Annotated in this window: 19 protein-coding genes and 1 riboswitch; of the genes, 13 read left to right on the top strand and 6 right to left on the bottom strand. The window is 67.5% G+C overall.

Features of this window, described 5'->3' with window-relative positions; all coding sequences use genetic code 11:
- Positions 1 to 58 precede the first annotated feature (58 nt).
- The gene (locus ACNQS7_RS03435; RefSeq protein WP_418011436.1) at positions 59 to 517 is read left to right on the top strand and encodes a VOC family protein; all 459 of its coding nucleotides are present in this window, start codon (positions 59 to 61) and stop codon (positions 515 to 517) included.
- On the opposite strand, the gene ACNQS7_RS03430 is transcribed toward ACNQS7_RS03435, so the two are convergent.
- Entirely contained in the window at positions 514 to 2,442 is a 1,929-nt protein-coding gene (locus ACNQS7_RS03430) for an ABC transporter ATP-binding protein/permease (RefSeq protein ID WP_418011435.1), read from the bottom strand. The genes ACNQS7_RS03435 and ACNQS7_RS03430 overlap by 4 nt on opposite strands.
- Positions 2,443 to 2,535: 93 nt before the next feature.
- Between ACNQS7_RS03430 and ACNQS7_RS03425 the strand changes: the two genes are divergently transcribed.
- The 12 genes from ACNQS7_RS03425 (at position 2,536) to gcvP (ending at position 15,709) form a co-directional block, all read left to right on the top strand.
- Entirely contained in the window at positions 2,536 to 4,179 is a 1,644-nt protein-coding gene (locus tag ACNQS7_RS03425; protein WP_418011434.1) for an acetolactate synthase, read from the top strand.
- Between the two features lie 23 nt (positions 4,180 to 4,202).
- A complete protein-coding gene (gene secA2 / locus ACNQS7_RS03420) occupies positions 4,203 to 6,539 on the top strand; it encodes an accessory Sec system translocase SecA2 (protein ID WP_310766465.1) in 2,337 nt (778 codons plus the stop codon).
- A gap of 52 nt (positions 6,540 to 6,591) precedes the next feature.
- The gene (locus ACNQS7_RS03415) at positions 6,592 to 7,182 is read left to right on the top strand and encodes a CDP-alcohol phosphatidyltransferase family protein (protein ID WP_418011433.1); all 591 of its coding nucleotides are present in this window, start codon (positions 6,592 to 6,594) and stop codon (positions 7,180 to 7,182) included.
- A complete protein-coding gene (locus ACNQS7_RS03410) occupies positions 7,175 to 8,101 on the top strand; it encodes a DUF881 domain-containing protein (protein ID WP_418011432.1) in 927 nt (308 codons plus the stop codon). The genes ACNQS7_RS03415 and ACNQS7_RS03410 overlap by 8 nt, the downstream gene beginning before the upstream one ends.
- Complete coding sequence (locus tag ACNQS7_RS03405; protein WP_055579108.1) at positions 8,098 to 8,430, top strand: small basic family protein; 333 nt, start codon at positions 8,098 to 8,100, stop codon at positions 8,428 to 8,430. Before ACNQS7_RS03410 ends, ACNQS7_RS03405 begins: the two co-directional genes overlap by 4 nt.
- A gap of 4 nt (positions 8,431 to 8,434) precedes the next feature.
- Positions 8,435 to 9,250: a DUF881 domain-containing protein gene (locus ACNQS7_RS03400; RefSeq protein WP_418011431.1), complete on the top strand. Its 816-nt coding sequence runs from the start codon at positions 8,435 to 8,437 to the stop codon at positions 9,248 to 9,250.
- Between the two features lie 27 nt (positions 9,251 to 9,277).
- The gene (gene gcvH, locus ACNQS7_RS03395) at positions 9,278 to 9,682 is read left to right on the top strand and encodes a glycine cleavage system protein GcvH (protein ID WP_418011430.1); all 405 of its coding nucleotides are present in this window, start codon (positions 9,278 to 9,280) and stop codon (positions 9,680 to 9,682) included.
- 265 nt (positions 9,683 to 9,947) lie between these two features.
- Positions 9,948 to 10,409, top strand: a complete 462-nt coding sequence (gene garA / locus ACNQS7_RS03390; RefSeq protein WP_120792861.1) for a glycogen accumulation regulator GarA — start codon at positions 9,948 to 9,950, stop codon at positions 10,407 to 10,409.
- Positions 10,406 to 11,143 carry a MerR family transcriptional regulator gene (locus tag ACNQS7_RS03385; RefSeq protein WP_418011429.1) on the top strand — a complete coding sequence of 246 codons (738 nt, stop codon included), beginning with the start codon at positions 10,406 to 10,408 and terminating at the stop codon, positions 11,141 to 11,143. Before garA ends, ACNQS7_RS03385 begins: the two co-directional genes overlap by 4 nt.
- Positions 11,144 to 11,215: 72 nt before the next feature.
- On the top strand, positions 11,216 to 11,710 hold the full coding sequence (locus ACNQS7_RS03380; RefSeq protein ID WP_306240477.1) for a bifunctional nuclease family protein: 495 nt from the start codon (positions 11,216 to 11,218) through the stop codon (positions 11,708 to 11,710).
- A gap of 264 nt (positions 11,711 to 11,974) precedes the next feature.
- Positions 11,975 to 12,598: a MerR family transcriptional regulator gene (locus ACNQS7_RS03375; RefSeq protein WP_418011428.1), complete on the top strand. Its 624-nt coding sequence runs from the start codon at positions 11,975 to 11,977 to the stop codon at positions 12,596 to 12,598.
- Positions 12,599 to 12,628: 30 nt separating this feature from the next.
- Positions 12,629 to 12,726: riboswitch (glycine riboswitch) on the top strand.
- Between the two features lie 157 nt (positions 12,727 to 12,883).
- Positions 12,884 to 15,709: an aminomethyl-transferring glycine dehydrogenase gene (gene gcvP, locus ACNQS7_RS03370; RefSeq protein WP_418011427.1), complete on the top strand. Its 2,826-nt coding sequence runs from the start codon at positions 12,884 to 12,886 to the stop codon at positions 15,707 to 15,709.
- Between the two features lie 13 nt (positions 15,710 to 15,722).
- Here gcvP and ACNQS7_RS03365 read toward each other — a convergent pair whose 3' ends face one another.
- The 5 genes from ACNQS7_RS03365 to ACNQS7_RS03345 all read right to left on the bottom strand — a co-directional run bounded on the left by ACNQS7_RS03365 (position 15,723) and on the right by ACNQS7_RS03345 (position 23,505).
- A complete protein-coding gene (locus tag ACNQS7_RS03365; protein ID WP_418011426.1) occupies positions 15,723 to 16,577 on the bottom strand; it encodes a haloalkane dehalogenase in 855 nt (284 codons plus the stop codon).
- Between the two features lie 10 nt (positions 16,578 to 16,587).
- Positions 16,588 to 18,588 carry a substrate-binding domain-containing protein gene (locus tag ACNQS7_RS03360; protein WP_418011425.1) on the bottom strand — a complete coding sequence of 667 codons (2,001 nt, stop codon included), beginning with the start codon at positions 18,586 to 18,588 and terminating at the stop codon, positions 16,588 to 16,590.
- Positions 18,589 to 18,640: 52 nt separating this feature from the next.
- The gene (locus ACNQS7_RS03355; protein ID WP_418011424.1) at positions 18,641 to 20,827 is read right to left on the bottom strand and encodes a malate synthase G; all 2,187 of its coding nucleotides are present in this window, start codon (positions 20,825 to 20,827) and stop codon (positions 18,641 to 18,643) included.
- A gap of 273 nt (positions 20,828 to 21,100) precedes the next feature.
- Complete coding sequence (locus ACNQS7_RS03350) at positions 21,101 to 22,153, bottom strand: hemolysin family protein (protein ID WP_418011423.1); 1,053 nt, start codon at positions 22,151 to 22,153, stop codon at positions 21,101 to 21,103.
- Complete coding sequence (locus ACNQS7_RS03345) at positions 22,150 to 23,505, bottom strand: hemolysin family protein (RefSeq protein ID WP_418011422.1); 1,356 nt, start codon at positions 23,503 to 23,505, stop codon at positions 22,150 to 22,152. Before ACNQS7_RS03345 ends, ACNQS7_RS03350 begins: the two co-directional genes overlap by 4 nt.
- Position 23,506: the final 1 nt, after the last annotated feature.

Raw genomic sequence — 23,506 nt, 5'->3', positions numbered from 1 at the left:
CCCAGCCGGAGCGCACGCGGCCCGGCGGGCAGCAGGCCATCGCCGTAACGTGCAGCCCGTGGCCATCAAACTTGAAAACGTCGGCATCGCCGTTCGCGACCTCGAAGCGACGATCTCCTTTTTCACCGATCTCGGTCTCACGGTCGTGGGACGTGACACAGTCAGCGGTGAGTGGACCGAGACCGCTGTCGGCCTCGATGGCAACCACGCCAACATCGCGATGCTCGAGACCCCGGACGGTCACGGCCGACTTGAGCTCTTCGAGTACATCCACCCGCCGGCGATCGAGTCTGAACCGACCCTTCCCAACGAGATTGGTATGCACCGCGTCGCGTTCTCAGTCGACGACATCGACCGGGCTCTGGAGATCGCAGCGAGGCACGGATGCCATCCGCTGCGCGGCGTGGCGACTTACGAAGACACCTACAAGCTCAGTTACGTCCGCGGTCCCAGTGGCATCATCGTGATGCTCGCCCAAGAGTTGACGAAGCACCGAGCTTTGTCGGACGCCGACTAGGTGACTTCCGAGGGGGCCGCCTTGGTTTCGACCGGCCCCAGCCGCCACTGCGCTTCGCCGAGCAGTTCCAGGTGTCGCTTGTGGTGTTGCTCGACGGTGGGGCGGTGGCTCACGCTGATCAGGATGGTGTCCGGCAGCTCGGTACGCACCAGCTTGTACAGCGCGAACTCCAAGCCCGGGTCCAGCGCCGAGGTGGCCTCGTCGAGGAATACGGCCTTGGGTTTGGTGAGCAGAATCCGGGCGAACGCAACCCGCTGCTGCTCACCCGGCGAGAGCACCTTGGCCCAGTCCTGATCCTCATCGAGACGCGCGATCAGCGGAGCCAGAGCGACCTTGGTCAACACGTCATGCAGTTCCGCCTCGGAGACATCCTCGGTCGACAGCGGGTAGCACACCACCGAACGCAGATCACCCAGCGGCACATAGGGCAACTGGGACAGGAACATCGTCTCGTTGTCGCCGCCGGGGCGGTGCAGGGTGCCGGTGGCGAACGGCCACAACTCGGCGAGGCTGCGCAGCAGGGTGGTCTTGCCCGATCCGGAGCGGCCGGTGATCACCAGCGAGTCGCCGGTCTCCAGACGCACATCCAACGGGTCGATCAACCGGTCGCCATCGGGCTTGCGCACCTCGACGTTGTCGATCTGCACCGAGCCGTCGGTGCTCGGCAGGGCCAACACCGACGGCAGTGCCCGCCCTTGCTCGTTGGCTTCGACCAGGCCGTGCAGTCGAATGATTGCCGCCCGGTACGACGCGAACGAGTCGTAAGCGTTACGGAAGAACGACAACGAGTCCGAGATATTGCCGAATGACGAAGCCGTCTGACTGACGTCACCGAAATCGATTGCGCCGGCGAACAACCGGGGGGCCTGGATCAACCACGGCAACGGCACGATCGCCTGACTCACCGCCAGGTTCCAGCCGTAGAAGCCGACGCTGCGGTTGACGTACTTGAGGTAGTTGTCGATGACGGGGGTGAAACGTTTACGCAACTGGGTGCGTTCGGCCCGCTCACCGCGGTAGAAGCCGACCGCCTCGGCGGCGTCGCGCACCCGCACCAACGCGTATCGGAAAGCGGCATTGAGCTTTTCGTTGCGGAAGCTCAACCAGATCAACGGACGACCGATGATGAACGAGATGACGGTGGCGATGAGCACGTAGACGATCACCGTCCAGAACATCACCCGGGGGAAGTCGATCCCGAAGATGGTGAGCGTGCCGGACAGGTTCCACAGGATTGCGGTGAACGAGACGACTGAAATCACCGATTGCACCGCGCCGAACAGCAGAATGCTTCCCGTTCCGGTCCCCGGCTGATTCGGCCCGTTGCCTGTTCCCGCGGTGAAGATGTCGATGTCCTGCTGGATGCGTTGGTCCGGGTTGTCGATCGTTTCGTCGATGAACAGGTCCCGGTAGTAGGCGCGGCCGGCGAGCCAGTCACCGGTGAGGTGATCGGTCAGCCAGACGCGCCAGGCGACGATGAACCGCTGGGTCAGGTAGATATCGGCCATCACCCGGGCCACGTGGATCACGGCCATGATGCTGAAAATCCCGATCGACATCCAAAAGCCATGCACACCAGAGTTTTTGACGACATCGTTGTCGCCGGCGGCACCCTGGAAAGCCTTCTGCAAGGCGGTGTACATGTCGTTGCCCTGGTAGCTGAACAACACATTCAGCCGTACCGCCAGCACCACCGAAAGCAGCAGCACACCGAACATCAGCCAGACCCGGACACTGTGGCGACCGGTGAAATACCCACCGGTGATCCGCCAGAACTGCCGGCCCCACGGCGTGATGAACCGGAACAGCACGAGCACCAACAAGAGGGCGACCGCACTGATCGACCATGCGATGGCGGTCCACCGCAACGAATCAATGAGCGCGTGTGACCAGTCGATCGACGGCGTAAACGGCTTCGGGCCCACGGCCTTGTCTCCTCACGGTCGAGGTGTTCTGCGCGGCTGAGCAACAGAAATCCTCCGGCGAAGGTACCCGAAGCGGATGGATAGGCTGCGAATATGACCACCGAAGCCGCCCCAGCCCAAACCGTGCACGCCGGACGACTCATCGCCCGCCGGCTCAGGGCGAGCGGCATCGACACGCTTTTCACGCTGTCCGGCGGACATCTGTTCTCGATCTACGACGGTTGCCGCGACGAGGGTGTGCGCCTGATCGACACCCGCCATGAGCAGACGGCGACATTCGCTGCCGAGGGCTGGTCCAAGGTGACCCGGGTGCCTGGGGTGGCCGCCCTGACCGCCGGTCCGGGCATCACCAACGGCATGAGCGCCATGGCTGCCGCGCAGCAGAACCAGTCGCCGCTGGTGGTGCTCGGCGGCCGGGCACCGGCAGGTCGCTGGGGGATGGGTTCGTTGCAGGAGATCGACCACGTGCCGTTTGTGGCGCCGCTGTCCCGATTCGCCGCCACCGCACAGTCGGCGCAGGACGCCGGCTCGCTGCTCGATGAGGCGCTGCGGGCGTCGGTCGGGGCCCCGTCGGGTGTCGGATTCGTCGATTTCCCGATGGATCACGTGTTTTCCGTGTCCGAGGACGACGGCCGGCCGGGCGCGCTGAGCGACCTGCCCGTACCGCCCGCCGTCGACGCCGACGCGCTGGATCGAGCCGTCGACCTGCTGTCCAAAGCCGAGCGTCCGGTGATCATGGCCGGTACCAACGTGTGGTGGGGGCACGGGGAAACCGCGCTGCTGCGCCTCGCCGAACAGCTGCGCATCCCGGTGCTGATGAACGGGATGGCCCGCGGGGTGGTGCCCGCCGACCACCCGCTGGCGTTCTCGCGGGCGCGTTCGAGGGCCCTGGGTGGAGCCGACGTCGCGCTGATCGTCGGGGTGCCGATGGATTTCCGGCTCGGCTTCGGCGGGGTCTTCGGCGCGGACACCCAGCTCGTCGTCGTCGACCGCGCCCGACCCGGGCGCGCCCATCCGCGTCCGGTCGCCGCCGAACTGTACGGCGACCTGACCGCGATCCTGTCCGCACTGGCCGGATCGGGCACGCCTGGACATCAGGAGTGGATCGACGGACTGCGCACCGCCGAGACCGCCGCGCGGGACCTGGAGCGGGCCGAACTGGCCGAGGACCGCATCCCGCTGCACCCGATGCGGGTATACGCCGAACTGGCCCCGCTGCTGGACCGCGACGCCATCGTCGTGATCGACGCCGGCGACTTCGGGTCCTACGCCGGCCGGGTGATCGACAGCTACCAGCCCGGCTGCTGGTTGGACAGCGGTCCCTTCGGGTGCCTGGGTTCGGGCCCCGGTTACGCGCTAGCGGCCAAGCTGGCTCACCCCGAACGTCAGGTGGTCCTGTTGCAGGGCGACGGCGCGTTCGGGTTCAGCGGCATGGAGTGGGACACCCTGGTCCGGCATGGCGTGCCGGTGGTGTCGGTGGTGGGCAACAACGGCATCTGGGGGCTGGAGAAGCACCCGATGGAGGCGTTGTACGGCTATTCGGTGGTGGCCGAGCTGCGCCCGGGAACCCGCTATGACGAGGTGGCGCGCGTGCTGGGCGGCCACGGCGAGCTGGTGGCGGCGCCCGCGGAGCTGCGCCCGGCCCTGGAACGCGCTTTCGCCAGCGGGCTGCCCGCGGTGGTCAACGTGCTCACCGACCCGAGCGTCGCCTACCCGCGCCGATCCAACCTGGCCTGATGCCAACCGCGTACCGTGGGGCTGTGCCGAAGACCACCCGCTCCCAGCCCGGACGGCTGAGCAGCCGCTTCTGGCGCCTGCTCGGCGCCACGACGGAAAAGAACCGCAGCCGCTCGATGGCCGTGGTGACCGATTCCGAGGAGTACGAGAAGGAAGCCGCCGACCTCACCGACGAGAAACTGCGTAAGGCCGCCGGGCTGCTCAACCTGGACGATCTGGCGGACTCCGCCGACATCCCGCAGTTCCTGGCGATCGCCCGGGAAGCGGGCGAGCGGGCAACCGGCCTGCGTCCGTTCGACGTGCAGTTGCTCGGGGCGCTGCGGATGCTGGCCGGTGACGTGATCGAAATGGCCACCGGCGAAGGCAAGACGCTGGCCGGGGCTATCGCCGCGGCCGGCTACGCCCTGGCGGGGCGGCACGTGCATGTGGTGACCATCAACGACTATCTGGCCCGCCGGGACGCGGAGTGGATGGGACCGCTGATCGAGGCGATGGGACTGACGGTCGGCTGGATCACCGCCGAGTCGACCAGCGCGGAACGCAGAACGGCATACGGCTGCGACGTCACCTACGCGTCGGTCAACGAGATCGGCTTCGACGTGCTGCGCGACCAGCTAGTCACCGACGTCGACGACCTGGTGTCACCCAACCCCGACGTCGCGCTGATCGACGAGGCCGACTCGGTGCTGGTGGACGAGGCGCTGGTGCCGCTGGTGCTCGCCGGCACCACCCACCGCGAGACGCCGCGGCTCGAGATCATCAAGCTGGTCGGCCAGCTCGTGCACCACAAGAACGCCGACGACTACTTCGCCACCGACGCCGACAGCCGCAACGTGCACCTGACCGAGATGGGCGCCCGCAAGCTCGAGAAGGCGCTCGGCGGCATCGACCTGTACTCCGAGGAACACGTCGGCACCACGCTCACCGAGATCAACGTCGCTCTGCACGCCCATGTGCTGCTGCAGCGCGACGTCCACTACATCGTGCGCGACGACGCGGTGCACCTCATCAATTCGTCCCGCGGTCGCATCGCCCAGCTGCAGCGCTGGCCGGACGGCCTGCAGGCGGCCGTCGAGGCCAAGGAAGGGATCGAGACCACCGAGACCGGCGAGGTCCTCGACACCATCACCGTGCAGGCGCTGATCAACCGCTACACCACCGTCTGCGGCATGACCGGCACCGCGCTGGCCGCCGGCGAGCAGCTGCGCCAGTTCTACAAGCTCGGGGTGTCGCCGATACCGCCGAACACCCCGAACATCCGCGAGGACGAGTCCGACCGCGTCTACATCACCGCCGCCGCCAAGAACGACGCGATCGTCGAGCACATCGCGGAAGTACACGAGACCGGGCAGCCCGTCCTGGTCGGAACCCGCGACGTCGCCGAATCCGAGGACCTGTACGAGCGGCTGACCCGGCGCAATGTCCCCGCGGTGCTGCTCAACGCCAAGAACGACGCCGAAGAAGCCCAGGTGATCGCCGAGGCCGGCACCTACGGCTCGGTCACCGTATCCACCCAGATGGCCGGACGCGGCACCGACATCCGCCTGGGCGGCTCCGACGAGTCCGACCACGACCGCGTGGCCGAGCTGGGCGGGCTGCATGTGGTCGGCACCGGCCGCCACCACACCGAACGTCTGGACAATCAGCTGCGCGGCCGCGCCGGGCGTCAGGGCGACCCGGGGTCGTCGGTGTTCTTCTCGAGCTGGGAAGACGACGTGGTGGCGGCCAATCTCGACAGCAACAAGCTGCCCACCGAAACCGACGAGGACGGCCGCATTCTCAGCCCGAAGACCAACACTCTGCTCGACCATGCACAGCGGGTCGCCGAGGGCCGGCTGCTCGATGTGCACGCGAATACCTGGCGCTACAACCAGCTCATCGCCCAGCAGCGCGCCATCATCGTCGATCGGCGAAACACCTTGCTGCGCACGCCGACTGCGCGCGAGGAGCTGGAGGAGCTGGCACCCAAGCGATACAAGGAGCTGCGCGAGGAGATCTCCGAGGAACGCCTGGAAAAGATCTGCCGGCTGATCATGCTGTATCACCTCGACCGCGGCTGGGCCGATCACCTGGCCTACCTGGCCGACATCCGGGAGAGCATCCACCTGCGCGCGCTCGGGCGCCAGAACCCGCTCGACGAATTCCACCGGATGGCGGTGGACGCGTTCGCGTCGCTGGCCGCCGACGCCATCGAGGCGGCGCAGCAGACGTTCGAGACGGCGAACATCCTCGAGGACGAGCCGGGTCTGGACCTGTCCAAGCTGGCCCGCCCGACGTCGACGTGGACCTACATGGTCAATGACAACCCGTTGTCCGACGACACGCTGTCCACCCTGAGCCTGCCCGGCGTCTTCCGCTGAGTCCTCCCTCCGCCGCGCGGACCGCATCGTCACCGGGCTAATGTCACGGCACATGGAGCCAGTGCTCGCGCAGAACCGGGTCCTGACGGTGCCCAATGTGCTGAGCGTCGTCCGCCTCGGCCTGATCCCGGTCTTCGTCTACCTGATGCTGGTCACTCACACCCTCAGCTGGGCGGTGGCGATCCTGATGTTCAGCGGGTTCTCGGACTGGGCGGACGGCAAGATCGCGCGCCTGCTCAATCAGCAGTCGCGGCTGGGTATGTTGCTGGATCCGGCCGTCGACCGGCTCTACATGGTGACCGTGCCGATCGTCTTCGCGATCAGCGGCATTGCCCCGTGGTGGTTCGTGCTGGCGCTGCTGGCCCGCGACGCGGCGCTGGCCGGCACCCTGCCGCTGCTGTGGAGCCGCGGGCTGTCGGCGCTGCCGGTCTCCTATGTGGGCAAGGCCGCGACCTTCGCGCTGATGTCCGGTTTCCCGCTGGTGCTGCTGGGGCAGTGGGATGCGCTGTGGAGCCGCGTCGTGCTGGCCTGTGGCTGGGCGTTTCTGATCTGGGGGCTGTACATGTACCTGTGGGCGTTCGTGCTCTACCTCGTGCAGATGGTCCTGGTGATGCGCCGGATGCCGAAGGTCAGCCGTGGCTGAGCCCGACCGGCTGCTGGGAGGCTACGACCCCAACGCCGGCTTCAGCACCCATGATGCGGCCCGCCCCAAACGCATTCCGGTGCCGTCCCTGTTGCGCGCGTTGCTGTCCGAACATCTCGACCCCGGCTACGCGGCGGCGGCCGCCGAACGCCAGCGCCGCGCCGAACCCGAAAGCCGGCGCGAGCGCGCGTTCGGGTGGCTGTGGCAGGCGCTGGCCGCGACCCTGGTGGCGGCCGTGTTCGCGGCCGCCGTCGCCCAGGCCCGCTCGGTCGCTCCCGGGGTTCGCTCCGCGCAGCAACTGCTGGCCTCCAATGTGCGCCTGACCCAAGCCACGGCAACGCGGTTGGCGCAGCAGCGCGGCGCGCTGGCGGCCAAGGTCGATCAGGTGCAGCGCCTCGCTCTGGCGGACGACGCCGAGGGCCAACGGCTGTTGAACGGTTTGGACGCGCTCAGCCTGGCGGCCGCCAGCACGCCGGTGACCGGGCCCGGCCTGACGGTGACCGTGACCGACCCCGGCGCCGGCCCGAACCTGTCCGACGCGTCCAAGCAACGGGTCAGCGGCAGTCAGCAGATCATCCTCGACCGCGACCTGCAACTCGTCGTGAATTCGTTGTGGGCCAGTGGCGCGGAAGCTATTTCGGTCGACGGTGCCAGAATCGGGCCCAACGTGACCATCCGGCAGGCCGGGGGTGCAATCCTGGTCGACAACAACCCGACCACCAGTCCGTACACCATCCTGGCGGTCGGCCCGTCGAAGGCGATGCGGGACACCTTCGATCGCAGTCCCGGATTGCGTCGGCTTAGGCTGCTGGAGGCCTCCTACGGGGTAGGCGTCAGTGTGAACCTCGGCGACAGCCTGGCTCTGCCGGCCGGAGCGATCCGGGACATCAAGTTCGCCAGAGAGATTGGGCCCAAGTGATCGGTATCGCCGCGCTCGTCATCGGCATCGTGCTGGGGCTGGTGTTTCATCCCAGCGTTCCCGAGGTCATCCAGCCGTATCTGCCGATCGCGGTGGTCGCCGCGCTCGACGCGGTGTTCGGTGGGTTGCGCGCCTACCTGGAGCGGATCTTCGACCCGAAGGTCTTCGTTGTCTCGTTCGTGTTTAACGTCCTTGTCGCGGCACTGATCGTCTACGTCGGCGACCAACTGGGCGTCGGCACCCAGCTGTCGACGGCGATCATCGTGGTGCTGGGAATCCGGATCTTCGGCAACGCGGCCGCGCTGCGCCGCCGGCTGTTCGGAGCGTGACGAGATGTCCGACGGCGAGCCGAACCCCCACGAGAAGGACGAAAAGCCCGTCCACCACGGGCGGCACGAGCTGCCGGCAAAGCGTTCGAACGGTGGCCGGACCGGTCTGCGGGCGGCGCTGACCGGCGGCAGGTCCCGACTGGTGTTCGGCAGCCTGGCGGTGTTGCTGTGCCTGGTCCTGGGGATAGCGATCGTTACCCAGGTGCGGCAGAACGAATCCGGCGATTCCCTGGAGACCGCCCGTCCCGCGGACCTGCTCGTGCTGCTGGACTCGTTGCGGCAGCGCGAGGCGACGCTGAGCACCGAGGTGGCCGATCTGCAGAACACCCTGAACGCGTTGCAGGCCTCGGGCAACACCGACCAGGCCGCGATCGAGAGCGCGCAGGCGAGACTGGCCGCGTTGTCCATCCTGGCCGGCGCGGTGGGGGCGACCGGCCCGGGCGTGACCGTGAAGATCGAGGATCCCGGGCCCGGCGTCGCACCCGAAGTGATGCTCGACGTCATCAACGAGCTGCGCGCGGCGGGCGCCGAGGCGGTCGAGATCAACGATGCCCGACAGTCCGTGCGGGTCGGTGTCGACACCTGGGTCACCGGCTCGGCGGGTGCCCTCACCATCGACAGCAAGCCGTTCTCGCCGCCGTATTCGATTCTGGCGATTGGTGATCCGCCCACGCTGGCCGCGGCCATGAACATCCCGGGCGGGGCCGAGGACAGCGTCAAGCGGGTGGGCGGCCGGATGTCGGTGCAGCAGGCCGACCGCATCGAGGTGACCACCTTGCGACAACCAAAACCGCACCAATACGCTCAGCCCGGCAAGTGAACCAACACCGACCAGAACAGGATCACCGTGACCGATATCCCGTCCGATCTGCACTACACCACCGAACACGAGTGGGTTCGCCGCAGCGCGGAAGACACCGTCCGGGTCGGGATCACCGATTTCGCTCAGTCGGCGCTGGGTGACGTGGTGTTCGTTCAGTTGCCCGATGTGGGCGCCGAGCTCAGTGCCGGCGACTCGTTCGGTGAGGTGGAATCGACGAAGTCGGTGTCCGATCTCTACGCCCCGATCTCGGGCAAGGTGTCCGCGGTCAACGGTGAGCTGGAGAGCACACCGCAGCTGCTCAACTCCGATCCCTACGGCGAAGGATGGTTGCTGGAGCTCCAGGTCGACAGCGCCGACGTCGGCGAACTGGACACGGCGATCGCGGGACTGCTCGACGCTGAGGCGTACCGCGGCACGCTGACCGAATGACGGTTGCTAAGGTCCCGAAAGCGTTGCGTGGCAGGATCCGGGACCGGTCGGGGGATTCGGTAGATCTAGGAGAAGCCGGGATGTCGGGCTTAGGATCCTGCAGGGGTCGGCACACGGCCGACCCGTGCGCGGTACGGTCAAGACATCGGTTATTTCAAGCAGTGAACAGCAGCGCAGTACAGGCGGTAGATCCGAGTGGGCGACCGGCCGAACGGCCCGGTCAGACAACGCCACAGCGGCCAGTGAGGAGCAGCGGGTGACGGGAATGGATAACGACCAGAGTGATGAAGTCACCGTGGAGACCACCTCGGTCTTCCGCGCCGACTTCCTCAACGAACTGGACGCGCCCGCTCAGTCGGGTACCGAGAGTTCGGTGTCCGGGGTGGAGGGCCTCCCGGCGGGCTCGGCGTTGCTGGTCGTCAAACGCGGACCCAACGCCGGTTCCCGCTTCCTGCTGGACCAGGCCATCACTTCCGCCGGCCGGCACCCCGATAGCGACATCTTCCTCGACGACGTGACGGTGAGCCGCCGCCACGCTGAATTCCGTTTGGAAGGCGGCGAGTTCAGCGTCGTCGACGTGGGCAGCTTGAACGGCACCTACGTCAATCGCGAGCCGGTGGACTCCGCCGTGCTGGCCAATGGCGACGAAGTTCAGATCGGCAAGTTCCGTCTGGTATTCCTGACCGGCCCCAAGGGTGACGACGACGGGGGATCCGGGGGCCAGTGACCGCGCCCGATAGCCCTGCGCTCGCCGGGATGTCGATCGGGGCGGTCCTGGACTTGCTGCGACCTGATTTTCCCGACGTCACAATCTCCAAGATTCGTTTCTTGGAGGCCGAAGGGCTGGTGACGCCCCAACGCGCGGCGTCGGGTTATCGGAGGTTCACGGCCTACGACTGTGCGCGGCTGCGCTTCATCCTCACCGCGCAACGGGATCACTACCTGCCTCTGAAGGTGATCAGGGCTCAGCTGGACGCGCTGCCCGACGGGGAACTGCCGGCGGTCGGGTCTCCCTACGGCGTACCGCGATTGGTCACGGTCGCCGACGGCGCCGGCTCCGAAGCGGTCTCCGACTCGGTGGCGCCGCCGCGTATCCGGCTCAGTCGCGAAGACCTGCTGGAACGGTCGGGCGTAGACGACCAGCTGCTGACCGCCCTACTCAAGGCCGGCGTGATCACCACCGGCCCGGCCGGTTTTTTCGACGAACACGCCGTGGTGATACTTCAATGTGCGCGGGCGCTGGCCGATTACGGCGTCGAACCCAGACATCTGCGTGCGTTTCGTTCCGCGGCCGACCGCCAGTCGGACCTGATCGCCCAGATCGCCGGTCCGCTGGTCAAGGCGGACAAAGCCGGCGCGCGCGACCGTGCCGACGACCTGGCGCGAGAGGTGGCCGCGCTGGCAATCACCTTGCACACCTCACTGATCAAGTCCGCCGTCCGCGACGTACTGCACCGCTGAGGACTAGACTTCCTTCGACAGCTGGTATTCGGCGAATTGAGTCACAGCAGCGCGTGCGGAGGGCAGACACAGATGGGTGAAGTTCGTGTTGTCGGCATTCGCGTCGAGCAGCCCCAGAACCAGCCGGTGCTGTTGCTGCGCGAGGCAAACGGTGACCGCTATCTGCCGATCTGGATCGGCCAGTCGGAGGCCGCGGCCATCGCGCTCGAGCAACAGGGGGTGGAGCCACCCCGGCCGCTGACTCACGATCTGATCAGGGATCTCATTGCCGCACTTGGGCATTCGCTTAAAGAGGTCCGCATCGTCGATTTGCAGGAAGGCACGTTTTACGCCGACCTGATCTTCGACCGCGACATCAAGGTGTCGGCCCGGCCGTCGGACTCGGTCGCGATCGCCCTGCGGGTCGGTGTCCCGATCTACGTCGAGGAGGACGTTCTCGCCCAGGCCGGTCTGTTGATTCCCGACGAGGGTGACGAAGAGGCCAGCAGTGCCGTCCGCGAGGACGAGGTGGAGAAGTTCAAGGAGTTTCTCGACAGCGTCTCCCCGGACGACTTCAAGGCGACCTGAGCGGCATACGCCCGTGTCGACCGGGTACCCCCCGCATGTCACGGATGCGTCTCATATCACACAACGGATTGTCGACACGCCTGGCAGATATCGCCGACTGATCCGGGCGGCAGCCATACTTTGTTGACGAGTTGATGATCGACCACAGCACAGCGGCCACCGAACAGCGTATGCTCTCAAACACTCGAACCTGAGATAACGTGGCTGTTGGGGCAGCCAGTGCCGCAGCTAGTGACAACAGCGCGATCGGCGAGAGGACGCACCGTGAGCGAGCAGCCACGTCAAGGACAGCTGGATCTTGCTGAAAACCCGGCCACCGCGCCGAAAGCCAACAGCAGCGCCGCCGAACCCGTTCAGCCCGGGTTGTTCCCGGACGATTCGGTGCCCGACGAACTGGTCGGTTACCGCGGACCGAGTGCCTGCCAGATCGCCGGCATCACCTACCGCCAGCTGGACTACTGGGCCCGCACCTCGTTGGTGGTGCCCTCCATCCGCAGCGCGGCCGGGTCGGGCAGCCAGCGGCTCTACTCGTTCAAAGACATCCTGGTCCTCAAAATCGTCAAACGGCTTCTGGACACCGGGATCTCGCTGCACAACATCCGGGTCGCGGTCGACCACCTGCGCCAGCGCGGCGTGCAGGACCTGGCCAACATCACTCTCTTCTCCGACGGCACCAGCGTGTACGAGTGCACGTCGGCCGAAGAGGTCGTGGACCTGCTGCAGGGCGGCCAGGGCGTGTTCGGCATCGCCGTCTCGGGCGCGATGCGCGAGCTGACCGGCGTCATCGCCGACTTCCCGGGTGAGCGGGCCGACGGCGGCGAATCGATCGCCGCGCCCGAGGACGAGCTGGCCTCCCGGCGCAAGCACCGCGACCGCAAGATCGGCTAGCTGCCCGGCGGCGTAAACTGGTAGCCGCATCGCCCTCGCGCGGGAGAGTTCCGTGGCCGCCAGCTACGGACGCCGAAGGAGCAATACCTCTCCGTCAACCTCTCAGGCACCCGGACCGCCCGAGACAACGATGCCTCTGGAAAGTGACTGTGGCCCGTATTGGTCACCGTCCGCCGATGGGGAAAGGCGCCTGCCGCGCCGAATCTCTCAGGCGCCCGATGTGCGGGTGAAGACAGAGGGAGAGGGCCCCGCACTCAGTGGTGCCCTACGTCAGGAGATCTTCGCGTGTCCGACCATCTCACGTTCGCCGACCGGCACATCGGCCTGGACAGCTCGGCCGTCAAGAGAATGCTTGACGTCATCGGCGTCGACTCGCTGGACGAACTGGCCGCCAAGGCAGTGCCCAGCGGCATCCTCGACACACTGACCGCCGGTGGTCTCGCCCCCGGCCTGGACGCCCTCCCGCAGGCCGCCACCGAGGCCGAGGCGTTGGCCGAGCTGCGGGTGCTGGCCGACAGCAACACCATCGCCGTGTCGATGATCGGGCAGGGCTACTACGACACGCTCACCCCGCCGGTGCTGCTGCGCAACATCATGGAGAACCCGGCCTGGTACACCGCGTACACCCCGTATCAGCCCGAGATCAGCCAGGGCCGCCTGGAGGCGCTGCTGAACTTCCAGACGATGGTGACCGACCTCACCGGCCTCGAGATCGCCAACGCCTCGATGCTCGACGAGGGCACCGCGGCCGCCGAGGCCATGACACTGATGCACCGGGCCTACCGGGGGCCGGCGAACCGGCTCGCCGTGGACGTCGACGTGTTCGCGCAGACCGCCGCGATCCTGACCACCCGCGCTAAGCCGCTGAACATCGAGATCGTCACCGCCGACCTGCGGGACGGGCTGCCCGAGGGCGACTTCTTCGGGGTGATCGCCCAGCTGCCCGGGTCCAGCGGGCGGATCACGGACTGGGGCGCGCTGGTGCGCCAGGCGCACGACCGCGGGGCGCTGGTGGCCATCGGAGCCGACCTGCTGGCCCTGACCCTGCTGCCACCGCCCGGCGAGATCGGCGCCGACGTCGCGTTCGGCACCACCCAACGGTTCGGCGTGCCAATGGGATTCGGCGGCCCGCACGCCGGTTACCTGGCGGTGCACACCAAGCACGCCCGGCAGTTGCCGGGACGCCTGGTCGGGGTGTCCAAAGACGCCGACGGCAACGACGCATACCGCCTGGCATTGCAGACCCGTGAACAGCACATCCGCCGCGACAAGGCCACCAGCAACATCTGTACCGCGCAGGTGCTGCTTGCGGTGATGGCAGCCATGTACGCCAGCTATCACGGCCCCGAGGGCTTGACCGCCATCGCGCGCCGGGTGCACACCCAGGCCGAGACCATCGCCGGCGCCCTGGGCGAGGCGCTGGTGCACGACGACTTCTTCGACACCGTGCTGGCGCACGTGCCGGACCGCGCCGACGAGGTGGTGGCCGCGGCGAAAGATAGGGGAATCAACCTGTGGCGCGTCGATGCCGACCACGTGTCGATCGCCTGCGACGAAGCCACCACCGACGCTCACGTCGCGGCGGTGCTGGCCGCGTTCGGCCTACCGGCCGGCCAGCCCCTGAGTTTTGAAATCAACACTCGCACATCGGAATTCCTTACCCATCCGGCCTTCCACCGGTACCGCACCGAGACGTCGATGATGCGCTACCTGCGCACCCTGGCGGACAAGGACATCGCGTTGGACCGCAGCATGATTCCGCTCGGCTCCTGCACCATGAAGCTCAATGCGGCAGCGGAGATGGAGTCCATCACCTGGCCGGAGTTCGGGCGTCAGCATCCGTTCGCCCCGGCGTCCGACACCGTCGGCCTGCGCCGCTTGATCGGTGACCTGGAAAGCTGGCTGGTCGCCATCACGGGCTACGACGCCGTCTCGCTGCAACCCAACGCGGGTTCCCAGGGCGAGTACGCGGGGCTGCTGGCAATCCACGACTACCATGCCAGCCGGGGCGAACCGCACCGCGACATCTGCCTGATCCCGTCCAGCGCGCACGGCACCAACGCCGCCTCGGCCGCGCTGGCCGGGATGCGGGTGGTAGTGGTCGGGTGTCACGAGAACGGCGACGTCGACCTCGACGATCTACGGGCCAAGGTCGGTGAACACGCGGACCGACTCTCGGCGCTGATGATCACCTATCCGTCCACCCACGGCGTCTACGAGCACGACATCGCCGACATCTGCGCGGCCGTGCACGACGCCGGCGGCCAGGTGTACGTCGACGGCGCCAACCTGAATGCGCTGGTGGGCCTGGCCCGGCCGGGCAAGTTCGGCGGCGACGTCAGCCACCTGAACCTGCACAAGACGTTCTGCATCCCGCACGGCGGCGGCGGCCCGGGCGTCGGCCCGGTGGCGGTGCGCTCGCACCTGGCGCAGTTCCTGCCCGGCCACCCGCACGCCCCCGAACTTCCCCAGGGCCACCCGGTGTCCGCGGCGCCCTACGGGTCGGCGTCGATCCTGCCGATCAGCTGGGCCTACATCCGGATGATGGGCGGGGACGGGCTGCGGGCAGCATCGCTGACCGCGATCGCGTCGGCCAACTACATCGCGCGGCGCCTCGACGAGTACTTCCCGGTGCTCTACACCGGCGAGAACGGGATGGTCGCCCATGAGTGCATCCTGGATCTGCGCGGTATCACCAAGGCCACCGGCGTGACGGTCGACGATGTTGCGAAGCGGTTGGCGGACTACGGCTTTCACGCGCCCACCATGAGCTTCCCGGTGGCCGGCACCTTGATGGTGGAGCCCACCGAGAGCGAGAGCCTGGCCGAGGTGGACGCGTTCTGCGAGGCGATGATCGGCATTCGCGGGGAGATCGACCGCGTCGGTTCCGGACAGTGGCCGGTGGACGACAACCCGCTGCGCGGCGCCCCGCACACCGCCGAGTGCCTGGTGGCGTCGGAGTGGAACCACCCGTACACCCGCGAGGAAGCCGCGTACCCGTTGGGCAAGGCAATCCGGCCGAAGGTGTGGCCCCCGGTACGCCGCATCGACGGCGCCTACGGCGACCGCAACCTGGTCTGCTCCTGCCCGCCGGTCGAAGCGTTCGCTTAAGGGGCTTCCGGGGTCAGCCGAAGCGGTCGAGGATTGCCGCGGCGATCTCGCCGGGGGCGTCCTCCTGGATGAAGTGATTGGCCGTGGGCAACTCGACCAGCACATGGTCGGGGAACGCCGCCCGCATGTGCGGCAGCGACGGTCCGGGGCGGAACGCGAAATCCTTCATGCCCCAGACGAAGAGGGCGGGCTTGCCGCCGAGCGTGGCCGGCACTTCCCGGCCAAGTCGTTCCAGCAGGGGATGGGCGGCCAGGATCTGCTTGGGCATCTCGGCGACACCTTTGCGCGCTTGGGCGTTCGGCTGCACCGCCCGATAGTGCTCCATCTCGGCCGGGCTCAGTTTGCGCGTCGTCCCCGCCGGAATCATCTGCTCCACAAAGAAATTGCGTTGCAGGATGGCCCATTGCAGGGGCGGGCTGCCCATCACCCGACTGAAGATCTTGGTGGTCAACACATCCGTCGGCCAGAACCAGGTGTTGCCCAATACGACACCGCGGATCCGGTCGGCACGCTCGACCGCCACGGCCATGCTGACCGGGCCGCCCCAGTCCTGTCCCATCGTCACGAATCCGTCGAGACCCAGGTGGTCGACGAACTCTCCGACGACGCGGGCGTGCTCGTCGATCTTGTACCCGAAGCCGGCCGGGCGCTCGGACAGGCCGAAGCCGAGGTAATCCGGTGCGATACAACGGAATCGGCCCCGCAGGGCCTTGATGATGTCGCGGTAGAGGAAACTCCAGGTGGGGTTGCCGTGGCAGAAGAGGATGGGCGGGCCGTCACCCTCGTCGATGTAGTGGACCCGGCCCCGCGAGCTGTCGAACCAGCGTGACTCGAACGGATACAGCTCGGGATCCGGGGTGAAGTCCATCCGGGCCGCCTCAGCTTAGGAAGTTGTTGACGGCAGTGCCTAAATCCGGTCCAGCGGAGGTCGGCAGGTTCTGATAGTTGCCGCCGCTGAGCCGGGCGACCGCTTCCCAGGTGGCCCGGTCCGGGTCCCCGCCGAAGTCGATGACGTTGACCGCCACGGGTCTGGCCGGGTCGGCGCTGTTCTTGATGAAGTCCTGCAGGCCGGGGCCGTCCAGACTCTGGTCGGTGTGCGGCCCGGCGGTGATCACCAGAATCGAATTCTCTTGGCCGGCGCGGTAGTTGGCCAGCATCTCCTGATAGATCATCCGCAGTGTGGTGAACGACACCGCCCCGCCGCCGGAGGAATACTGCTTGTCCAGCGCCGCCGCGAGCGCCGCCGAGCGGGGCTGACCGTTGACCTGGTCGGCCAGCGGCCCGGCCGGCACTTCGGCGCGTCCTTCGTGGCCGTCGAAGGTCCACAGCCCGATGACCGCCGTGGGCGGCAACGCCTTGATCCGGCCGTCGAGCGCCGCGATGACATTGGCCAGCCGGGTCTTGCCGCCGCCATCGTCGTTCGGCAGCGACTGGTCCAGCATGATCGTGGCGGCGACACCGATCGACGGGGTGGCCATGGTGTCGGCCAGCGTGGCGCGCAGGGCGTCGTCGCCGACCGACAAAGTGGCGGGCAAGGCCGCGAAGCTGGTCACCGGGCTGCTCGGCGGCTTGACACCGTTGACCCGGAATCCCGCCTTCGCGAGCTTCGCAAGCTGCTCGGGGGTGTGCATGTACCGCGCAAAGGCGCTCGCGGCGGTGGTCTGTTCCTGCTTCAGCCAGGAGCCACTGAGCAACACCGTCGGGTAGTCGGCCACCGGGACCGGGCCGGGCGGGGTCCAGGATCCCAACTTGCTCTTGGCATCCGAGATCGACTGGCCGCGCGCGAACAGCTGCTGCTCGGTGGTGACGACCGCGTGAACCGGGGCGGCGGCCACCTCCTCGGCCTTCGAGCCCGGCTTCAGCAACGCGTTCATCGCCTCGTTCAGCGAGTCGTCGGGCAGTTTGGGTTGCCCGCTCACCAGGGTGCGTACCGCGGCGCTACCGGCCGTCGGCGGCGCGCCGGCGGGCGCCGACGCCGCGGCGATGGCCTCGCCGGCCAGGAATGACGCGTCGCCGTTGCCGGCCACCGGCAGGGCCAGTCGCAGCGACCCCCAGTTCGCCATGGACGTCGGATTCGATTGCAGGCCGGGCAATGCCGCCCAGTTCTGCTTGGACAGGGGCTGGCTGAACTCCGGTCGTATCGCCAGCAGGACCGGCGAGGTCACCAGCGAGCGGCTGTCGCTGACGATCTTCTGCCCGGCGGCACCGGACAGCCGGGCCGCGGAGATCGAACTTCCCGGAATCCACAGGCCGGGCTGGGCACCCAGCTCGGCCGGCCATTTGCCGATGAAGCCGCTGATGACGGCGTCGGAGTTGGCGGCTTTGACGGTGACGTCGACACAGCGGTCGCCGATGGGGCCCGCTTGCTTGTTATAGCCGTCGGCGAGCTCCTCCACCTGGTCGGCGATCGACGGGTCGGCCAGGACCGCGACGGCGTCCTTGCCGCCCGCGCAGTTCGCGGCGGCCGTGTGCGAACGGTGCGACAGCGCGTCGCCGATGAACTGCCACAGGATCACCCCCGCAACCACCACGACGACGGTGACCAGGGCGACGATCACACCGATGCTGACACCGCGCCGGCCACCGGCACTGCGGTGCCCGCCCTGCCAATCCCGGAGCCCGCGGTGGCTCGCCCGCAACGGCGGCGGTGGGGGAGCCGTCGCCGCGGGCTCTTCGGCCGTCGGCTCGTGATCGGCCGGCGGCTCCGCCTCGGCCGGGCGGAACCCGAACTCGGGATAGTCATCGCCAGCCGGTTGGCCGTATTCGTCACCGAATCGCCCCGCACCCCAGGCATCGGGTTCGTCGACATGCTCGTCGAACGGCTCGGGTTCGGGATCGGGCAGGGAATCCCCGGAGTCGGGCTTGCTGTGCCTACCCATGCGGGTGTCTGCGTCCTCTCCTTCGAATCTTGGTCAGGTCGCCAAGGTCAGCTCACGCGCCGGCGCGAGCTTTGAACTCGCGGCGCCGGCGGTGCAGGATCGGCTCGGTGTAGCCGTTGGGCTGCTGACCACCGGCCAGGATCAGCTCCTGGGCGGCCAGGAACGCGATGCTGTCGTCGAAGTTGGGCGCCATCGGCCGGTAGGCCGGGTCACCCTCGTTCTGCTTGTCGACCAGCGGCGCCATCCGTTCCAGGCTCGCCCGCACGTCCTCGCTGGTGATCACGCCGTGGCGCAGCCAGTTGGCCAGCAACTGGCTGGAGATGCGCAGGGTGGCGCGGTCCTCCATGAGCGCGACGTTGTGGATGTCGGGCACCTTCGAGCAACCGACACCCTGTTCGACCCAGCGCACCACGTAACCCAGGATGGACTGGCAGTTGTTGTCGACCTCTTCGCGGATCTCCTCGGGCGCCCAGGCCAGCTCCTTGGCCAGCGGGATGGTCAACAGCTCGTCGAGGGTGGTCCGCTTCTTGCCGGCCAGTTCGTCCTGGACGGCACTGACATCCACCTGGTGGTAGTGCATGGCGTGCAGGGTCGCCGCCGTCGGCGACGGCACCCACGCGGTGGTGGCGCCGGCCTTGGGCTGGCCGATCTTCTGCTCTACCATGTCGGCCATCAACTCGGTCATCGCCCACATGCCCTTGCCGATTTGCGCCTTGCCCTTGAACCCGGCGGCCAGACCGGTGTCGACGTTGGCGTCCTCGTAGGCCTTGATCCAGGTGCTGTTCTTCATCGCGCCCTTGCGGATCATCGGGCCGGCTTCCATCGACGTGTGGATCTCGTCCCCGGTGCGGTCCAGGAACCCGGTGTTGATGAACACGACGCGGTCGGCGGCGGCTTTGATACACGCCTTCAAGTTGACCGTCGTACGCCGTTCCTCGTCCATGATGCCGACCTTGAGGGTGGCCTGGGGCAATCCGAGCACGTCCTCGACGCGGCTGAACAGCTCGCAGGTGAACGCGACCTCTTCGGGGCCGTGCATCTTCGGCTTCACGATGTACACCGAGCCGGTGCGGCTGTTCTGCAGCGGTCCGTTCTCATCGCCGGTACGCAGGCCATGGATCGCGATGAGTCCGGTGAACAGCGCGTCCTGAATGCCCTCGGGCACCTCATTACCCTCGGCGTCGACGATGGCGTCGTTGGTCATCAGGTGACCGACGTTGCGGACGAACAGCAGGCTGCGTCCGGGCAGCGTCAGCTCCCCGCCGTCGGGGGTCGCGTAGGTGCGGTCCGGGTTGAGCACGCGGGTGAACGTCTTGTCGCCCTTGCTCACCTCTTCGGAGAGGTCGCCCCGGTTGAGGCCGAGCCAGTTGCGGTAGCCGAGCACCTTGTCGTCGGCGTCGACCGCGGTCACCGAGTCCTCGAAGTCCATGATCGTGGTGATCGCGGACTCCAGGACCACGTCCTTGATGCCGGCCGCGTCGGTCGCACCGATCGGCGACTGGGGGTCGATCAGGATTTCGATGTGAAGGCCGTTGTTGACCAGCAGCACCGACCAGCTGGGCGAGCCCAGCTCACCGGAGTACCCGAGAAACTTGTCCGGGCTGGCCAGGCCGGTCGAGTCGGAGTCGAGCGCGACCTGCAACTGGCCGTTGTCGATGCTCACGCCGGTGGCGTCGGCCCAGGATCCCGACGCCAGCGGCACCGCGCCGTCGAGGAACTTGCGGGCGTAGGCGATGACCTTGTCACCGCGCACCTTGTTGTAGCCGGAGCCCTTCTCGGCTCCGTCTTCCTCCGAGATGACGTCGGTGCCGTACAACGCGTCGTACAGCGACCCCCATCGCGCGTTCGCGGCGTTGAGCGCGAACCGCGCGTTGAGCACCGGCACCACCAGCTGCGGACCCGCGGTGCTGGTGATCTCGTCGTCGACGCCGGAGGTGGTGATGGTGAAGTCGTCCGGTTCCGGCTGCAGGTAGCCGATCTCGGTGAGGAACTGGCGGTAGGCGTCCTGGTCGACCGGGGCGATCACCCGCTGCTTGTGCCACTTGTCGATCTGGGCCTGCAGCTCGTCGCGGGTCGCCAGCAGTTCCTGGTTGCGGGGCGTGAGGTCGGTGACGACTTTGTCGACACCCGCCCAGAAGCTGTCCGGGTCGATACCGGTGCCGGGCAGCGCCTCGTTGTTCACGAAGTCATGGAGCACGCGAGCCACGCGCAGGTTGCCTTCGGTCACCCGATCAGTCATCGTTCTCCTCCGTAATGGCCTTACCGGCCCCTCACCAACCTCGCCGAACCATCTCCGGACCCGCCGACTAGCTACCGTCAGACTACCGATGGGTAGCTCGACGAGCCTAGCCCGGCCGACCCTCAATGCCAGGTCACGGCGCGCTGACAGCTTCGCCCGCAGCAGCGCGGCGGGCCATGTGAATCGCTTCCTGGCAACGCGGACACATGGGATTTCGTTCCCGACAGCACTTGTCTGGTACCCGCGGCCGCTCAGATCATACGGGCTTGTTGATCACTCTCGGGGCGCGCGGTCGCGCATGCTGCCGACGAGGTCCTCCACCAGATCCTCCAGCGCCACCAGCGCCACCACCTCCCCGTCATCGGCCGTCACCAGCGCGAGGTGGCTGTTGCTGCGGCGCATCCGCGACAGTGCATCGGGCAATCCCAGCGCCTGCGGAATCGTCGGCAGTGGGCGCACCAGCGCCCGGCCGATCACCGTGTGTGGATTGTCACCGAGGGCGAGCACATCCTTGATGTGCAGGTAGCCGATGTAGTTGCCGTCGCGGTCGACCACCGGGAAACGGGAGTAGCCGGTCTGTGCCAGGGCCTCTTCGACCGCACCGATGGTGGGCCCGGAACTCGCCGATGCCACCGGGACTGCGTGGACTTTCGCCAGCGGAACCGCGACATCTCCGACCACCCGGGTGCGCACCCGCAGTGCGCGGGTCAGGCGGACGTGCTCTTCCTTGTCGAGCAGACCTTCGGAGAGCGATTCGGCGATCAACTCCGAGAGCTCCGCGGTGGACACCGTGATGTCGAGTTCGTCTTTGGGTTCCACACCCAGCAGCCGCAGTATCCCGTTCGCGCATTTGTTGTAGAACACGATGACCGGGCGCGCGGCGCGCACATAGGGCAGGTAGGCCGGGACCAACAGCATCGCGGTGCGCTCCGGGCCAGCCAGCGCGATGTTCTTGGGCACCATCTCGCCCAGCAGCACGTGCAGCGTCACCACCAGGCCCAACGCCAGGATGAAGGCCAGGGTGTGGACCAGTGCGGGATGAATTCCGGTCAGCTCGAACGCCGACTGCAGCAGCGAGGCGACCGCAGGTTCGGCGATCCGCCCGAGCATCAGCGATGCCACTGTGACACCCAGTTGAGCGCCGGCCAGCATCGCCGGTAGCTGTTCGCCGGCGCGGATGACGGTGACCGCGCTGGCCCGGCCCTGCTCGGCGAGCGCTTCCAGGCGGTCGCGGCGGGCCGAGATCATCGCGAACTCCGCGCTGACGAAGAAGGCGTTGAGGGCGATCAAGAATATCGCCAGCAGTACCGCCACGATGGAGTTCATCGCTCGTCCCTGCTCAATCGGGGCAGTTCTTTGAGCTCCAGCAGGTCCAGCCGGCGCCCGTCCAGCCGCACCACCTTGGCCTCCCAGCGCATCGTTTCGTCGGGCAGGCCGTTCCGGTTCAGGGCGGGGAGCTCGACGGTCTCACCCGCCATCGGGATGTGGCCCAACTGGCGCAGCACCAGACCACCGATCGTCTCGTACGGCCCTTCCGGCGCCCGGTACCCGATCGCGGTCTCCACTTCGTCGATACGAAGCAAACCCGACACCCGCCAGCCGCTGCCGTAGGCCACCACATCCGGGGTCGCGTCATCGTGCTCATCGCGCACGTCACCGACGATCTCTTCGATCAGGTCTTCGACCGTGACCATGCCGGCCGTGCCGCCGTACTCGTCCACCACCATCGCGGTCTGCAGCGAGTTGGCGCGGATCTGAGCCATCACCGCATCGCCGTCCAGCGTCGAAGGCACCACCGCGACCGGTTTGACCACCGTCCGCAACAGGGTGTGCGCCCGCTGCGCGGCCGGCACCTGGAAGGCCTGCTTGACATGCACGATGCCCACGGTCTCGTCCAGATCGCCCTGCACGACCGGGAACCGGGAGAACCCTGTGGCGGCGACCGCGGCCACCAGGTCGACAACGGTGTCGTCGGTCTGCAGGGCCACGATCTTGGACCGTGGGGTCATCAGCTCCTCGGCCGTACGGGTGCCGAACTGCAGTGAGCGGTGCATCAGCGACGCGGTGACGTCGTCCAGGGAGCCCCGGCGTGCCGAGGTGCGTACCAGCGAGACCAGTTCCTGGGGAGTGCGCGCCGAGCGCAGTTCTTCGGCCGGCTCGATGCCGAGCCGGCGCACTATCCAGTTCGCCGCCCCGTTGGTCATCCGGATCGCGGGCGTGAACAGCACCGAGAACAGCCACTGTGGCAACACCACCGCCCGGGCGGTCCGCAGCGGCCGCGCGACACCCAGGTACTTGGGCACCAGCTCCCCGAACACCATCGACACCGACGTGACCACCACCAGCGCCAATGCCGCGGTGATGGTGTCGGCCAGCTTGTCGGAGACGCCGAGCGCGTCCAACCACGGATGCGGCAGGTTGGCCACTAACGGCTCGGTCAGATAACCGGTGGCCAGGGTGGTGATCGAGATACCCAACTGCGCGCCCGAGAGCTGGAAGGACAGCCTGCGGTGGGCCCGCCGGATCAGGCGGTCCCGGCCGCCGCCACTGCGCGCGTTGGCTTCCACAGCGCTGCGGTCCAGGGCGGTCAGGGAAAACTCGGAGGCGACGAAGACCGCGGTGCCGAAGGTCAGCGCCAGGATCGCCAGCACACTGAGCAAGGTGCCGGAGTGATTCATG

The sequence above is a fragment of the Mycobacterium sp. 23 genome (assembly GCF_048287075.1).
GTDB classification, from domain to species: Bacteria; Actinomycetota; Actinomycetes; order Mycobacteriales; family Mycobacteriaceae; genus Mycobacterium; species Mycobacterium gordonae_B.
The sequence above is the reverse complement of the archived record's forward strand: the minus strand, read 5'-3'. Positions and strand labels throughout refer to the sequence as shown.